Source organism: Acidovorax sp. SUPP2539 (assembly GCF_030158975.1).
GTDB lineage: Bacteria > Pseudomonadota > Gammaproteobacteria > Burkholderiales > Burkholderiaceae_C > Paracidovorax.
In genome coordinates, this window is record NZ_BQXJ01000001.1 from 1,110,323 (window position 1) to 1,124,083 (window position 13,761).

The following is a 13,761-nucleotide window of genomic DNA, read 5'->3' on the forward strand; positions in this document are numbered from 1 at the left end:
GCATGCCGCGTCTGCGGCACGCAGCCAGCCTCAGGTGCGGTGGACTCGAGTGCCGTCCATAGCGACAGGTGTTCTCCACGGTGCTCTTGCACCCGCTTCAAGCCACGCCCATGGGCCTTGGGCGAGAGCTTGTTCGACGTCTTCATGGCTTCAATCTTCTCAAGAGTTGAAGCCGTATCCTCAAAAGTGGAAGCGATTCAGGACCAGCGCTTGGTCTGCCGCGCCCAGCGCGTGTGCCAGTTCCCGATGGGCGCGCTGCAGCGTCGCCTTGCTCGCCTGGGCGCGGGTATCGCTGGGCAATGCGAAGGGGCAGGGCCGTTCTTCCTTGCCTGACCGGTAGGTCAGAACGAGTTGCCCGTGGTCCGGCCACGGCGTCAGGAACCAGGCCGGTGCGCGTTCCTGCACCGCAGACACATCAGTGCCGCACCTCCTTTCCTTCTGACGCCACAGCCTGGGCGGAGATCTCCAGCGCCATAGGCCTGCGAATGCAGAACTACGTCATGCCATGACTCCCTGACCGTCACGGTCGGCGGGGCTGTCGGCCGTTCTCTTTTGTTCTTCACCTCCCTCTGCGTTTCCTACTTTTCATGGATGCAGATGGTGAGCAACGCCCAGCGTGGGCCTGCTTGGCAAGCGCGGCAACTGTGATGGTTCTCAGGCTTTCGGTCGTGCGTGCGGACCGGGGTGGGGATGACTTCCTCTCCATTCGTCTTCTCTAGTGCGCTCATTCATTGGCCTATGCATGTCTGGAAGGGCTTTTGAGCGCCTCTTCCACTGCGCCCACCCATCCAACTCAAAACAACAAGGGAATTGCTGTGAGAAATCTGATCAATCTGGTGGTGTCAGCCGCCGTTGCGCTGTGTCCAGTCATCGCGATTGCGGGTGTGCAAGGGGGACAGGCGGGTACGGCAAATCTGCAGTCGCCCAACTCCGTTGACCTGATGGAAATCTGTGCCAACGTTCCCATTCCGGAAGGCTGGGTGGTAACGTCGATTCGCGCCGGCTGTGGATCCGGCAATGGCCTGTATGAAATACGCAGGGTGGACCCGGCTCGCGGCACGATGAACATGTGCGGCCTGACGGCGGTGCCACGGGGATGGGCGGTGACCTACATCCAGGGCGGCTGCATCGCTGGTGTTCCCAACTACCAGATCCGGTATGCAGCGCCGAACAGCATCAGTTTCTCCATGTGCAACGTTCCCGCCTCCAGCGTTCCGCCGGGATGGGTCGTCACCTCCGTCGCGAAAGGGTGTGGGCTACCGGGATACGCCTATTGGGAAATTCGCGAGGCCCGCCCTGAACTGGGAACCATGGAGGTTTGCAACGTGGCGCCGGTACCGTCTGGTTGGGTGATCCTGGCGCAAAGAACCGGATGCATCGCGCCCAATGCGTTACTGACGATCAAGTACATGCCGTGATGGCCGTGGAAGTGGAAGGTCCAGAGCCTTCCACTTCCATCCGGTAGTTGGCGCCTCTGCATTGCAGTGGCACCGCGTGAAGGCTGTAGCAGTTTGTTGCAATGTGGCAGGAGCCTTGGACAACTGGGTCGTCCGCTCAAGCGTTGATGGGAAATTACGCACCCTGTTAACCCTTGTGGATCGCTACATGAAAATCTTCAAGCCACTCCTCGGCGCAGCCGTGTGCGCGCTCGCTGTCTTCGCGGCCAACGCCCAGGTCCACCGCTGCACCGACGCAGCAGGCAAGACTGTCTACGCGGATGTCCCATGCGCCGCAAACCAAACGGGCGAGCTGCTGGAACGTCCTAAAAGTGCCGACGAAATCACGCGGGAGCGCGCGCAGGCGGCAGGGGCCATTGAGCGAAAACACCAGGATCGAATGGCAGAGCGCGATGAACAGGAGTTTCAGCGGCGCCAGCGTGCAGAGGCATCGTCGGTCGCGCAAAACGGGACCTCGGTGTCCTCGGCCGACACCCCCGCCTGCCGCAGCGCACAGAAGGAGCTGGAGTTCGTATCGAGCATCCGGACGCTCTCACAGGACGAGAAACGAATGCGGACCAATGCGGCCATTGCGCAAGTCAATGCCAGTTGCGGTAGCAACACCCCGCTGATGCAGGAACCCCCGAAGATCATCACCACCCCGGTCCCGACGATCGCCAGTTGCGACGCAGGCTTTTGCTACGACACGGCAGGCGCGATCTATCGCAAATCCGGTCCGGACGTCCTTACCGGTCCCACCGGGCGAACCTGCAGCCGCGCCGGGACCGGATGGAACTGCCAATGACCTGAGCTCTGCTGGAGCGGCGGCTACCTGGTGCAGCGCATGCGGTATCCATCACCCTGTGGCGGTGCTCGTCCTGATGCCTGCCGTTCGGCCGGTTGCATTCGGCCAGTCCATCCAGACTGGTTTCAGGTTGCGATCTGGCCTCTCAAGCCGTGGTGACGGGCTTCACCGGCGAAGCGATGCCGTCCCCTACCATTGGCCAATGACCAGCTTCTCTTTGCCGTACGGTGCGCAGCTTGACCTCGATCAGATGCTGGCGCGCTCGGAACAGTTGCACGAGCACATCTTCAAGCTCCTGGGTGAGCACGGCTTCCATGGTGCTCCACGCTCGCAGGTTGCAACGGGCATGTGCTTCGTGGCTTTGGAACATGCAGAGGGACTTCGCGCCCTCATGGAACTAGCGCTCGCCACTTCGGCGGTAGCCCTCATGCGGCTTCAGTTCGAAGCGCTGACGCGGGCGGCGTGGCTCCTCTATGCCGCACCCGATTCAGCGATCGAAAAGCTGCTGGCACCGCTCACCGTCGAGAGCGAGAAGGCCGCGAAGAACCTGCCCAGCGTCAGCGAAATGATGGAGGACATGCGTAAGAGCATGGGGAGCCCAGGTGAAGGAATTTCTGTGGGTGCCTATCAAATGCTCGCGCACTTCAAAGACATGACCTGGTCGGCCATGAACTCGTTCGTTCACGGCGGGCTGCATCCGCTGCGCCGCGTCGAGGAAGGGTTTCCATTGCCATTGGCTTTGCAGATCCTGCGCAATTCGAACGGTCTGGTCACCATGACCGGAATGCTGCTGGCGGTCCTGACCGGCGATTCACTGATCGCCAGTGCGATGTCCCGGATCCAGCCCGACTTCGCCGACTGTCTGCCGGAGTTGCAGGAGCCGGGCCTCGGAGCCTGATGGCGCCTACAGGCGGTCTTCGATTACATTTCGGGAAAGGAGGGGTTGGCAGGTGGCGGGTTGCTGTCCGGTCGATCCAAGGTTGGGTACCCCTTGCCGGCTCGCCACTGCAGTTTTTAGGTGGCAGCCCACTCATGCAGGAGTGCGTCGATGCGTTGGCACCTTGGCATTGCAATGGCCTGTTTCTCCTGCACTTTGGTCGCGTGCCATCGCGATGCAGAGACGGCCAGCCCCTCGGCGCCTCCGCCCAAGGCCGATTCATCCGCGCTCCCGTCGCCCGCGGCGCCGACCAACCTGCCTCCTGCATGGCCGACCGGCGATGCCATGACTTTGGCTGTGACACCTGATCCGGGTGCCACCTCCATGACCAAGGTCCTCTATGAGCGTGGCGACATCGTCCTGGAGCAGGTGTGGCCGGATGGCACGCGGGAGCGTTGGTGGTACACACCCGACGGTGCCGCGCGCCACGTGGGCCGGGACGGCCGGGAAAGAGCGGGAGACGCACGATGACGCGATTTCTTCTCGCCGGGCTCCTTTACCTGACGGTTACGACTGCGTACGCACAAGTCCAATGCGGCAACCCGGTTTCCGGAAGCGACGCGAAATATGCCGAGGACTATGCGCGCAACGTCACCCGTCCACTGATCGAGCACAACGCGGGCGGATTGGGGCCGATCCTTTGGGCCTACATCGCGGGACAGGCGCGTGGGGAGAGCCTGGGCCACATGCGTGACCAGGACGGCAATTTCATTCCCAAACCCAACAACAACCTGTGGAACGTGCAGACGCCGGAGACCAAGGAGTGTTCCTCGACGACGGCAGTCGGTTGCCTGAAACACAATCTGGAAAAGCCTTTTGCTGCCAACAAAGAGGCAGCGCCGGTCGGGCAATGCTGGTCGGAGAATGGCAATCCCATGCAGTGGGTCAAGGTGTGTTTTCCCAGCTATCCGACGCTGGAGTCTGCCGCAGACGCCTACCTCACACAGCGTCCCAACTACACGAAGGATCTGCAAAGCCTCGCCAAGGGCAACCCTACCAGGGAGGCATTCTTCAATGCACTGAAAGGTGCCTACTGGTCAGATCAAGCCACTAAACCCGACTACAAAAAAGACACCCTCGACGCCATTGATCGCGTACTCCAGGGACTCGCAACGCTGCGACAGAAAGACACGCACGCGCTGGCGGGCGCTTCGGCCGAAATCAATGCCTGGTGCGCCCAGGCGGGTGTGGGCGATGCGGCCGAACGCAAGGCGCTCAGCGACAAGCAGGACAAGTTGGTGGCATCGCTCGCCGCCGTGTCCAAGGTGTGCAGCGCGGAGGCGGGTGCCAGTCCACCGGCCACCAACCCGTCCATCGGAACCTGTCGCATGCAGGCCCCGCCGCCGCCTGCACCGGTTCCAGCTCCCGGTGGCGGCCAAGCACCCGCTGGCGGCGCAAAGGGCACTGGTGAGCCGCACTACCGCCTGCCCGGTGGGCAGACGCTGACCACCCAGCGGGCCGGCGAGTTCTGGCTGCTAGATGCCTCCGATGGCACCCGCATTCAGGTGCGCCAGAGTCCATGGCGCGAGAGCCGGAGCGTGTCCGCCATTTCAGCTGTCGCGGCCCAGGTGGGTGCCCATCGTGTCCACATTGATGTCGATGGGCGCGTTCTGATCGACGGTAAGCCGGTCGCCTGGCAGCGCAAGTTCGTTCAGTACCCCATCGGCCGTGATGCGGCCTTGGGGCTTTGGGGCAATGGCGAGCGACCCTCGACCGTTGCGATCCTGTGGACCCACGGACGCGTGCTGCGCGTGCACCTGCGCAGCAGTTGGCTGGATCTGGAGACCGGCTGGACCCAGGGAACGCGCCAGGACGGCGAGAGCGGTCTCGTCGGGCGGGCTTCCAGTACGAGGGATGGACAGCTTATTGGCCGAACAGGTGGCAAAGGCTTGCTGCCCGATCGCGATCAAGCCGACGCCTTCGTATCGAGCTGGCGCATTGCGGAGAAGGACAGCCTGTTCGCGTATGGACCCAGCCAGTCCTTCGCCACTTTCGATCTGCGCGACTTCCCATCTGCACCCGCACAGCCGACTGCTGCCGAACTGGAGGCCGGCCGCAAGGCTTGCGCACAGGCAGGTGTCCCGCTGGATCGCCTTGAGGTCTGCGCCTTCGATCTGACCGTGACCGGTAACCATGAGTTCCTGCAATCCCATCTTTCCGAAACACCGCCGCCTGCGCCCCCCCAGCCCCCGGCCAAACCCACGAATCCTGCGCTAAAAGCGGCCTTCCGGCTTGATGTGGGCCATGTTGTCGAAACACTGCCCAATGGCCGACTCCATCCCATCACGATCGGTGCGGGCGAGAGCCGCACTTACCGCATCGATGCCAATCGCGGCAACAAAACGGTCTACCTGCACGTCTATACGCACGACCTGTCATGCCTGGGCGAGTCGGATTTCGATGGCACCACGCCAGGCTTGCAGGTCTTCAATGCCAAAGGAATCGCCGTCTCCAAGGCGGTCGAGATCTGCAGCGATACCATGAGCGAGAACGTGGAACCGGGTGACTACTACTTGGTGGTGCAGGGCGCCATTGCGGGCGGCCCCGTGTCCTTCAAGGTCGAGGCATTTGCATACTGACGTGGGAACAAGATGGTGATTTGCAACCCATCCACTGTGTTTGGGAAAGTATCGCGGCGCTCAACGGCATTTCTCGGAACTACCCACAATTCCATTTTCATTCTTTGGATGCACCAATGAACGCGGTTCTTCAGTGGGCTGGCTGGTTAGCGACCGCCACGCTGTCCACCGCAGTCTACGCTGATGCGAAAACGCCCCTGGCACTTGACCCCGCCCAGTGCCAGCCTCTGGACGCGGACCCGTCCCTGCCGACGGTCTGGGAGCCCTACCGCGGCGCGGTGCGCGCCTGCCCGCTGGTGCAGGGTGGCGCCGCCGGGAATGCGCCGGCCAAGGCCGCCAAGGTGCGCCTGCTGGCCGTGTTCACCGACGCCCACTACCGCGGCCTGCCGCCCGATGCGCCGTGGGGACGCTTTCCGCTGCCCCTGCTGGTGGACGACACCGGCCGCTGCGTCGGCAAGCTGTCCCACCTCTTTCCCGCGGACCCGCCCGAGGAACTGGAGGTGGTCCCCAGCCGTTGGCACGACGGCGTGCCGCACGAGATCCAGTTCCAAGTGCGCTCGCCCGCCGTGGGCGGCGACTACCACCTGCCCACCCTGCGATGGGACGCCAGGAATCGTCTGTACCGCACAGTCTCCGGAGTGGCATCGGTCAAGCCAGAGACGCCCCCACCGGACCCGTGCCCGTAGAGGCCAAAGGCTAGCACCTGTCCCTAGAGCGCCTTGGGCAGCTTGGGCGGCCTGACCAAGCTGACCAGCCTGGATGCCATCGCCACGTCCGCTCCCAGAGGAAGGTAGTAATGCGCCTTCAGTACCCATTGCCCCTTGGCGCCGCTCTCTGCGACCCTCACGTGCATGCCTTCGCTGGACAGGCAATGGTCCACGCGCACGCGGGCCTTGCGGTCCGGCCATTGCAGCACGACGCGGTGGGCATTGGTGCGCGACACCAAGGCGTTCTTCGCCAGCAGCAGGCCTACGAAGCCTTCTTCGGGCGCCTTCTGGAATTTCGCGTCGCGCTCGTCCGCAGGGACCGTGTCTTCACCGCGGTATTGCAGGATGGAACCGTCCTGCACCGCCGCGCCGGCCTGAACGCAGCACTCTGGCTTTTGGCCCATGGGCGGAGACAGCCGAAGGTAGTGAAGTGCCTCGCCTTCGGGCTGCGGCTGGCCCAGGACCAGGCGTGGCGCGTCGGGCCGGCGGGCGTCGAGAAGGCCCACGCGCGAGGACACAGGCGATGCCGAAGGCACGGTCTGCGCGGTGTCAGCCTGACCGCTGGTGCCGCCGAGAAACAGCCCCGCCAGCGCCAGAAGGACCGAGGCCGTGGAGCGGTTGAGAAAACGGCTATCGGTCCTGTGGCCTGCCGTGCCGCTGCAGGGACAGCGGGTGGTGCTGCGCGCAGTGCCCATCATTGGATCAATGGGGTGGATCGGAAATGGACGTGTAGACACCGTCGGTCGCGCCGAGGGCATGCAGTTGCGCGGCGACGGTGACGTGGTGCCTGTGGCATCTTCTGGAAAAATTTCCCTGAATGGTGGGCGCTGTCATGTCCAATGGCGCGAGTTGGGTGCGGGTGCCTACACGATGCCATAGCCCAACACCATCTGGCTCCCTGCTGGATTTCGTGGGCGGTGGGGAAAACCGCTTGCTGCTCGTCTTTTAAAAGACATTCGCTGCGAGCGGGCACCGCTATGCCGCGAAGGAGGAGGGCGGCGGCGTCGCCTGTTTGGCTGCGGCGGCGTGGCGGACCCACTTTCTGCCGGATTCGTTTTTTCATCCAACACGGTCTCATCCTTGAAACACATACCCGCCCACGCACCAGACGATCCGATCAGCTACCAGTGCCACTACCTGGATGCGGGAACCACGGATTGGGACCTCTGGGTCAGCATCGGCTTCCATTCGCCGGGATACCACGATGCCGATGCCCTGCATATCGTCTGCGGCTTCCATGATGACGAGGACGAGGTCGCAGAAGGAATCCATCTCGAACGCAAGGACCAGTCGCAAGGCGGTACGGGACTGGCCGAGGACGTGCTCCTGCTGGCGGACCGGATACGCGTTTCCTTGACCGATCGTGGCATGGCGATCTTGGGATTCGACTGCCGAACGCTCGAGTTTCTGTTTCCCCGGGAGCTTGGCAATGCCGGGAAAGTCGCCGAACATTTTGCCCGGATGCTGGCCGAAGCCAATGGCGCGCAGATCCGTATTGGCTGAGGCGACATTCCCCTTGTCGATGTCTGGCGCTTTTCTCTCCAGTCTACGCACCACCGCGCGTGGGAACTGCCACGCCGCAAGTCCGAGGAGTGGCGTTGGCTCTGCGTGTGCCCTGGAGAGTAACGGTGCCATGCACCCCGTACGCATGGCGCGTGCAGCGGCGCGCGCGCGTGGCCGGGTGGTCTTTCGGTCCGCCATCGCTGGACGGGTGCGCGCCGCGCTTTTCCGGGGCCGCCCTGATCCAGTCGAAAACGGCTCAGCATGGCGGGATGCTTCAGGCAGGGACTCCAACGACCCGTATATGGCCAGCGGGCCATGATGCGCTCGAACTTCGGTCATGGGCTCCGGCGCTTCGGCGCCGACGGCTTGGCGGCGCTGGTCCTGGGGCTGCTCACGACGCCTTTCGCCTATGTCGCCACGGGCGTGCTCGGCGACTTCTCCTGGCAGTTCTCGCTGCTGTTCGTACCGCCATTGCTCGCGGGCGTGGCATTCCTGGCACACGAGTTGTTGTCGCGCGGATCGGGCGCGAAGCCCTCATCGCTGCAGCGCGTCCTCGCCGTGGCCGCCTGGGGGTTCGTGCTGTGCTTCGTCACTATCGTGTCCGGCGCCAGGTTACAGCAGGGCTGGGAGCGCGTAGGCGGACTGTGCGTGCTCTGGCTGGTGTGTAGCGTGCTGGCTTTTCCCGCCGTGGTTTTCGGAGGACGCGATGCCAGATTGTCGCTTGTTGCTCGCGGCTGGTGCCACTCCGGCTGGGTCTTCGTGCTGTTGGCTGGCGGCATCGTTGGCCTAGCTGTTTACTCCCTCGTCTTGCCGGCGCGCTTTCCGTGAGGGCGCACGCCGGCGCGAGCGTGCCGCGGCGATACGGCGCCCAGGGCGTGATCAATCAATCCCTGCTGTCATAGCATGGTTACCTGCTCCATCTCAGGTCGCTTGCACAGCCTTAGCGGTCAGAGATACTTCTTGAACGACCCGGCTGCGACATCCACTGCCACGCCCAACAGCACTGCCGCAGGGAGTAGGATCGCCGCCGGATGCACGCTCATCGGCAAGGCCAGGTAGGTCACCCAGGGCAGCACTGCCAGCGGCACCAGGCTGGCCCGCGCCCGGTGGTAGAGAAACCCCGATTCGCGCCCCGCGCCGAAGCGCCGGATATCCCGGCGAACCAAACCATCCACGAGCCCCACAAAGGCGGCCAGTGCAAAAAGCGGCAGGGTCAGGCACAGCACCAGCAGCCGAACCAGGAACACCAACACGGTGTAGGCCGCCGCAATGAGGTAGCCCTCGGCATGCGTGGATACCGTGGCCACGACCTGCGGTAGGCTCCATGTGCGGCCGGATGCACCTGCACGCGCCTGGCGCGAGGCGTCTTGCATCCACTCCAGTAGCCCGCTGCGCACGAACGCCCATTCGTAGGCGTGCTGGACCCACTGGTGCGCCGTGCGCCCCGGCTCCTGCACCAGCGCGCTGCGCACGAAGTAGTCCGACAACTGGTCCAGCTCGTGGCCGAGCATGGCCTGGGCGTGGTGCCAGCCCTGGTCCGGCCAGAAGACCGCCATGCCGATGCATTCGACCACGATGCACAGGAACAGCGAACCGCACAGCACGCCGAAGCAGCGAAACGGCAGGGTGATGAGACCGAGGATCAGTCCCTGTTGCCGCACCTGCTGGCGCTGCGCGGTGGCGGCGACGTCGCTCATGGCGCGTTTGTTCCGGCGTTGTCACCGCCGGCAGTCTCCGGTGCAAACCCCGCGAGAAGGTCGTCAGGCAGTGCGGCATCCTGCGATGCCGGCGCGCCTTGTCCATCCCACCACGCGCCCGCCTCTACGTAGTGTTGCCGCATGTGGCCCGCCAGTTCCTGCAGGTCTCGCGGCATTGCCTCGTCGGGATCTGGCGCGGGAAGGGGCATGCGGACTTTCCAGAGGTTGCCGCCCTCCATCAGCGCGAACGCCTGGCCCTTCGGCAGCGCCACCACGTGCGCAGGCTCGATCAGCGGCACACTCGTGCTGGCGATGCGGTCCTGGGTATTGCTCGTGAATGCGGTGCTGCCCGTGGGGTCGGAGCTGTCGGTGGCACCGCTCGAGACCGACGTGGCGAACACCTCCACTTTGGGCAACTGCCGGGTCAGCAGTTCCGCCGTGGCGGTCTCGCGCACGCGCAGCATGATGAGGTTGTTGAAATTGCCCACCACCTGGCCGGCCTTGGCGCGGTTGCCGATGCGTGCCTCGATGTCGGAGAGCGTTTGCGTGTAGGCGGTGACCTGGATGCCCGCACCACCACCCTTGTTGACCATCGGGATGAACTCGTCGCCCATCAACTCGTTGAATTCGTCCGCGTGCACGTTGATCGGGATCTTGGTGTTCGCGGATGCGCCCGGCAGTCCATCGTCCACGCCGAACTTGTACAGATGCCCCGCGACCGAAACGAGGTCGGAGAACATCGAATTGCCCACAGCGGCGGCGACTTCGGCATCGGACAGCGCGTCCAGGCCCACGTAGACCAGCGCACGTTTGCGGATGATCTGAAGCCAGTCGAAGATCGGCCGGGGGTCGGACAGGTCCGCATAGTTCGGCGCCAGCAACTGCGCGATCTTGCCGGTGGTGAGTTTTTCCAGCAGCGGCAGCAGGCTTGCCACGATCTTGTCGAAGTACGTGCGGTCGTAGCGCACGGCGCTGCGCAGGCCGTCGAGTACCGGGTCGTAGGTCCGCACCTGGGACAGGTACTGCTCCAGCGCCACGACACGTTTTTCCCGACCGATCATGTTGCGCGGGATGTTCTTCTCGTTCAACTTCGCTTCGAGCTGGACGATGATTTCCCAGGCCTTCGGCTCGTTCCGGGCGAAGTAGTGCTGGGCATACTCGATGAACAGCGCATCGATGTTCACCACATGCCGCTGGATCAGCAGGTAGTCCGGGCGCTGCCCCAGTTCGACGAGCGCGCGGGCAATGATGTTCACGAACCGCCATGCAAATTCTCTGAAAGCGGCACTGTTGCCTTCGCCCGAGAGCTGTCCCGCGATGCGGGTCGCCACCTCGGAAATGCGCCCAAACCGCCCGATGGCGTTGTAGCGTGCCGAGATGTCCGGCCATCCCAAGTGGAACACGTAGAACTCGCCCTCGCGCCCGGCACGGCGCGCCTCCACGTACATGCGCTTGAGCAGATCGGCATCGCCCTTGGGGTCGAACACGATCACCACCTCGTGCTCGCCCGTGCTGCTGCGCCTGCGGATGTCCTGGGTGATGAACAGCTCGGCCAGCCGCGTCTTGCCGACGCGCGTGGTGCCGAGCACCAGCGTGTGGCCGACCCGCTCGCCCAGCGGTAAGGTCACGTCGACCTCCTGCGGCTCGATGCCGTGCAGGCGGGGCATGCCGCCCACCGGCGGCAGCGGCCGGGCCGGATTGAGCGGATGGTCCCAGCCGGTGAAGCGTGCCAGGTGTGGCCATGGCGGCGGTGCGAACTCCAGCCGCGCCTCGCAGCGCCGCGCGAGCTGGTAAATCCGCGTGGGTTCCACGTAGCGCCGGAACTCCGGGCGGTAGGTCTGCATCAGGCGGTGGGTGTGGCGCTGGTCCCAGCGGAAGCCTCGACCGAGGAACAGACGCTTCTGGCTGACAGGCACCTGTTTGCTGGCCATCACATACCGGGGCAGGCGTCGGATGTTGCGGCGATAGCGCAGGATGGCCCATGCCTGCCGAAGCCGCAGGGCACCGAACACCAGGAAGGCGAAGGCGCTGGCAAGACCGAGGAGGGGGTTCAGCGCCAGCGACCACGGGGCCACCAGGCACACCAGCGCGGCGCCGGCGCAGACCGCCACGGTGTATAGCTCCACCGCGGGGCGCAGCAGCACCTCCACCGCGTGCGCCTGGGCCATGTCACTGCTCGATGCCGGTGGCCGTGACGAGCACGGGGTAGTGGCGCAGCCCCAGTCGCTGGGCCAGGTCGTCCCCGGACGCAGGCGAGAGCGTCATGCCCGGTGCCAGCCGTCGCAGCGCGTCCAGCGCCTGCGGCGATGCCACATTCACGACCAACCCGCTGGCGTGCAGTTCTCGCAGGCGAACGAGCCGCTGCTGCAGCCATTCGCGCGAGCGCGCATCGTCGCCGATAACGAAGAACGGCGTCAGTCCCGATGCTTGAAGCGGGCGGCGCTCGACCACTCCTGGCGTAAGCCAACCCGAGCGCACCGGCAGCATGGCGGCTTCCCCGCGAGGACCGGTGGTTGCGCCGGGCAATGGCAGACGATGTGGCGCATCCGCTGGTGCCGAAGAGCGTACCGGCAGGCCCAGGTCATCGTAGTAGGGCTGCGCGGGAGCCCCGCCGCGGTCCTCCACCACGATCAGCGCAGGGCGCGGCGTGGGCAGACTGGCCGGCGCCGACGCGGCCCGGATCGCGGGGGGCAGCGTGCTGAGTGTGGCCAGCGCGAGCAGGCCGCCGGCAGCGTGGAATCGGTGGATGTTCATGGCGAGGAACCTCGATGGCCGTTCAATGCGGCGAGTGCTTGGGGGCTGCCCAGCACCCGGACCAGATGGCGGTGCACGCTGCCGCGGTATCGCATGGCGGGCGGACCGCCGGCCGGTCGGTGGTAGCGGCCGATCGCCAGCAGCCAGTCTTCACCGGGCGTGTGCTGCTCGCGCAGGATCTCGGCCGCGATCGCGAGATTGCGGTAGGGATCGAGCAGGGCACACGGTTGCGCGACCCGCTGGCCGTGGTAGCCGACATTGACCTGGCCCAGCCCGACGTCGATCCGCTGTGCCGGCGTCCGACGCAACGCCTGGCGCAGCCCAAGGCACGCGTGGGCGCGCGTGGCATAGCGCTGCGAGGCTCCGGCCACGTTGAGCGTCCACGGCCATGGCACCTGCCGGCCTCGCAGCCGCGTTCCGCTTTCTTGCAAGGCCACCGCATACAGCACGGGCGAGGGCACGCCTGCCTGGGCCGCGGCGAGCTGATAGGCCGGCGGCGGCAGTTCCTGCGACCGCGCTTGGGTGGTGCCGCACGCACCCAGCGCGAATGCCAGAGACAGCCACCAAGTGGGGCATCGGCCCGTCATTGCCGCTGCCATTGGCCGCCGACCTCGCGCACCACGGCCGGCAGATCGCCCGGCAGGCCGAGCGACAGCCAGCGGCCGCCGTCGTGGTTGAGCGTGATGGTGCGTGCGCGCACCCGTGCCGGATCAATGCCTGCCTGGGTGGCCCAGCGGCGGATGCGGTCGTCGTCACCGCGGCTGCCGACCACATAGACATCGAAGGCCGTACCGGCCGCCTGCAGTTGCAACGCCCGCTGGTTGCAGGGCGCGCAACCGTCCTTGACGAAGACCGCGATGCGTCCGGGCTCCGCGGCGCCGGGCATGCCGGCCTTGCTGGTGTCCGCCTGCATACCCTGTACGCCTTGCAGGCTCACGCGCTCCTGCCCGGGATGCAGGCGTTCCCAGGCCGCGTCGTAGGCGCGCTGGTAGCTCAGGGTCTTCTCGACCCGCCGTGCCTCTGCCTGCACCTGCAGCTCGGCATAGCGGCGGCGTTCCTGGTCGGAACGGGCCTCGATGCCCAGCGCGGTGAGCGGATCGAGGCCCGGCGAGTAGGTGCCCAGCGGCCCCTGCATCAGCGCCCGGTAGCGCGACCACTCTTCGGCGCGCAGGTTCCACTCGCGCGCCTGGCGTTCGTCGTCGCGCGCCTGGTCCAGCGGGCGGGACTCGCTCTGGCGGATGCGGGACTCGGCGCTGCCCGGTGCCTGGGCCAGCGCCTGGGCGTTCGCCGCCAGGGCCAAGGCCAGGCCCGCGATCACGAGGGCAGGGCGAGGATCGTCCATC

14 protein-coding genes are annotated in these 13,761 nt (G+C 65.3%); 8 read left to right on the forward strand and 6 right to left on the reverse strand.

Annotated elements, in window-relative coordinates; genetic code table 11:
* Positions 1 to 129 precede the first annotated feature (129 nt).
* From AVTE2539_RS05010 to AVTE2539_RS05035, 6 genes are all read left to right on the forward strand, one after another.
* Positions 130 to 333, forward strand: coding sequence for a hypothetical protein (locus AVTE2539_RS05010; protein WP_284408574.1), 204 nt, complete (start codon positions 130 to 132; stop codon positions 331 to 333).
* A 425-nt stretch (positions 334 to 758) separates the two neighbouring features.
* The gene (locus AVTE2539_RS05015) at positions 759 to 1,418 is read left to right on the forward strand and encodes a hypothetical protein (protein WP_284408576.1); all 660 of its coding nucleotides are present in this window, start codon (positions 759 to 761) and stop codon (positions 1,416 to 1,418) included.
* A gap of 187 nt (positions 1,419 to 1,605) precedes the next feature.
* On the forward strand, positions 1,606 to 2,241 hold the full coding sequence (locus AVTE2539_RS05020) for a DUF4124 domain-containing protein (RefSeq protein ID WP_284408578.1): 636 nt from the start codon (positions 1,606 to 1,608) through the stop codon (positions 2,239 to 2,241).
* A 202-nt stretch (positions 2,242 to 2,443) separates the two neighbouring features.
* Positions 2,444 to 3,139, forward strand: coding sequence for a DUF6988 family protein (locus tag AVTE2539_RS05025; RefSeq protein WP_274342043.1), 696 nt, complete (start codon positions 2,444 to 2,446; stop codon positions 3,137 to 3,139).
* Positions 3,140 to 3,645: 506 nt separating this feature from the next.
* Complete coding sequence (locus AVTE2539_RS05030; RefSeq protein ID WP_284408581.1) at positions 3,646 to 5,757, forward strand: hypothetical protein; 2,112 nt, start codon at positions 3,646 to 3,648, stop codon at positions 5,755 to 5,757.
* 116 nt (positions 5,758 to 5,873) lie between these two features.
* Positions 5,874 to 6,443 carry a hypothetical protein gene (locus AVTE2539_RS05035; RefSeq protein ID WP_284408583.1) on the forward strand — a complete coding sequence of 190 codons (570 nt, stop codon included), beginning with the start codon at positions 5,874 to 5,876 and terminating at the stop codon, positions 6,441 to 6,443.
* Between the two features lie 23 nt (positions 6,444 to 6,466).
* Here the strand turns inward: AVTE2539_RS05035 and AVTE2539_RS05040 are convergent, their stop codons facing one another.
* Positions 6,467 to 7,162 carry a hypothetical protein gene (locus tag AVTE2539_RS05040; RefSeq protein ID WP_284408585.1) on the reverse strand — a complete coding sequence of 232 codons (696 nt, stop codon included), beginning with the start codon at positions 7,160 to 7,162 and terminating at the stop codon, positions 6,467 to 6,469.
* Between the two features lie 382 nt (positions 7,163 to 7,544).
* Between AVTE2539_RS05040 and AVTE2539_RS05045 the strand changes: the two genes are divergently transcribed.
* On the forward strand, positions 7,545 to 7,967 hold the full coding sequence (locus AVTE2539_RS05045) for a hypothetical protein (protein WP_274342047.1): 423 nt from the start codon (positions 7,545 to 7,547) through the stop codon (positions 7,965 to 7,967).
* A gap of 315 nt (positions 7,968 to 8,282) precedes the next feature.
* On the forward strand, positions 8,283 to 8,795 hold the full coding sequence (locus AVTE2539_RS05050) for a hypothetical protein (protein WP_274342048.1): 513 nt from the start codon (positions 8,283 to 8,285) through the stop codon (positions 8,793 to 8,795).
* 119 nt (positions 8,796 to 8,914) lie between these two features.
* On the opposite strand, the gene AVTE2539_RS05055 is transcribed toward AVTE2539_RS05050, so the two are convergent.
* From AVTE2539_RS05055 to AVTE2539_RS05075, 5 genes are read right to left on the reverse strand one after another with little or no spacing between them, the layout of a single operon-like run.
* Positions 8,915 to 9,664 (reverse strand): TIGR03747 family integrating conjugative element membrane protein, encoded by a 750-nt coding sequence (locus AVTE2539_RS05055; RefSeq protein WP_284408588.1) that lies wholly within the window; start codon positions 9,662 to 9,664, stop codon positions 8,915 to 8,917.
* On the reverse strand, positions 9,661 to 11,832 hold the full coding sequence (gene traD / locus AVTE2539_RS05060; protein WP_284408591.1) for a type IV conjugative transfer system coupling protein TraD: 2,172 nt from the start codon (positions 11,830 to 11,832) through the stop codon (positions 9,661 to 9,663). Before traD ends, AVTE2539_RS05055 begins: the two co-directional genes overlap by 4 nt.
* Before the next feature lies 1 nt (position 11,833).
* Entirely contained in the window at positions 11,834 to 12,418 is a 585-nt protein-coding gene (locus tag AVTE2539_RS05065; protein WP_284408593.1) for an integrating conjugative element protein, read from the reverse strand.
* Positions 12,415 to 13,005, reverse strand: a complete 591-nt coding sequence (locus AVTE2539_RS05070) for a lysozyme family protein (protein WP_284408595.1) — start codon at positions 13,003 to 13,005, stop codon at positions 12,415 to 12,417. Before AVTE2539_RS05070 ends, AVTE2539_RS05065 begins: the two co-directional genes overlap by 4 nt.
* The gene (locus AVTE2539_RS05075; protein ID WP_284408597.1) at positions 13,002 to 13,760 is read right to left on the reverse strand and encodes a TIGR03759 family integrating conjugative element protein; all 759 of its coding nucleotides are present in this window, start codon (positions 13,758 to 13,760) and stop codon (positions 13,002 to 13,004) included. The genes AVTE2539_RS05070 and AVTE2539_RS05075 overlap by 4 nt, the downstream gene beginning before the upstream one ends.
* Position 13,761 lies beyond the last annotated feature (1 nt).